1 protein-coding gene and 1 pseudogene are annotated in these 1,150 nt (G+C 38.4%); one reads left to right on the forward strand and one right to left on the reverse strand.

Annotation, left to right across the window (positions count from 1 at the left end; genetic code table 11):
* Window positions 1-184: 184 nt before the first annotated feature.
* Window positions 185-413, forward strand: a pseudogene (locus BLS15_RS28390) (DUF1048 domain-containing protein); the annotation flags it as partial.
* On the opposite strand, the gene BLS15_RS28395 reads toward BLS15_RS28390, so the two are convergent.
* On the reverse strand, window positions 408-905 hold the full coding sequence (locus tag BLS15_RS28395) for a hypothetical protein (protein WP_021253356.1): 498 nt from the start codon (window positions 903-905) through the stop codon (window positions 408-410). The pseudogene BLS15_RS28390 and the gene BLS15_RS28395 sit on opposite strands and share 6 nt — an antisense overlap.
* Window positions 906-1,150 lie beyond the last annotated feature (245 nt).

Here is a 1,150-nt window from a genome sequence, read left to right on the forward strand (position 1 = left end):
GAAGCGATTCCAATTAAAATGGTTCGAGTCTAAACGAAAATGAATGAATAAGCTAGAATTAGTGTCTTTGTGTCCAAATTTATGGGGTTAATCCGCTAGGAAGCTGTATACTTTAGGCCTCTTTGTGTTTATTCTCTGGTTTGAGTGACTCCTTTCAGCCGAGAACAGAATCGATGTTTAGAACATTCAAAACTATCTCTTTAAGGTCGGTCCACTTGAGCTAACCGAGGGGACGGATTTGCTTTCGGGGATTATCGATCTCTTTGAAGAGGGAGCAGTCTTGGGGAAAGGCGTGCTCGAAGTGACGGGCAGTGATAGTTTTCTGCGACGGTCTAATCAAAGATACAAAAACTTACGCTGACATCTATCAAGAATCTGTTGGCCAAGAAGGTAACAACAGGAATTTTCTATAATGCCCCCAAACACAAAACTACAATTCTATAGGGTGTAGTTTGGGCGGGGATACTTACTGTGGTAGGTCCATAAATAACAATTAGATCTCGGTTCGCAGGGGTTCCTGAAAAGTGTTGCCCATTTGTTAGTATGATTTGAGTATATGGAGAAATGGTTAATCGTAATCGTCCATCACTACTCTCCAACTCAGTATTAAAATAATCTACTTTTACATTCTGATAGGGGCTATTTTTTACCATGACAATTGCTTGATATTGTGGAGGGTAAATTAGAGGTGCAGGTGCATTTCCGTCATAATATCCAGTCACTTGATCTCCTACTGACACCATTACATGGTCTACAAAATAAGTTTTGGGCGACACCACGAAATTTACGATTTCCCCCAACCCGTTGTCTACAGCTATTAATTTATAACATCCTTCGCCATTTTGCCCTGTAAAAAAATCATTAATCATAGTGATAGTACCGTGAAAAGAATAAAAATTTGTCATTACAATACCTCCTTTTGCTGTGTAAAGATACGCACTATTCGTAAAGTCAAATATCCTGTATGTATAGTATGTAGGTTAATAACTATATGATTGTGCAGATGCCTATATAGGAGATTCCTCGTGTTGTGCTAACATCTATTAGCCTTGTAACGGATTAACCCCATAAATTTGGACACATAGACACTAATTCTAGCTTATTCATTCATTTTCGTTTAGACTCGAACCATTTTAATTGGAATCGCTTC

The sequence above is a fragment of the Paenibacillus sp. cl6col genome (assembly GCF_900102125.1).
GTDB lineage: Bacteria > Bacillota > Bacilli > Paenibacillales > Paenibacillaceae > Paenibacillus_B > Paenibacillus_B suaedae.

Bases quoted from the DNA above. Each gene is read 5' to 3' on its own strand.
- BLS15_RS28395 (WP_021253356.1), bottom strand. From the start codon at position 905: ATGACAAATTTTTATTCTTTTCACGGTACTATCACTATGATTAATGAT.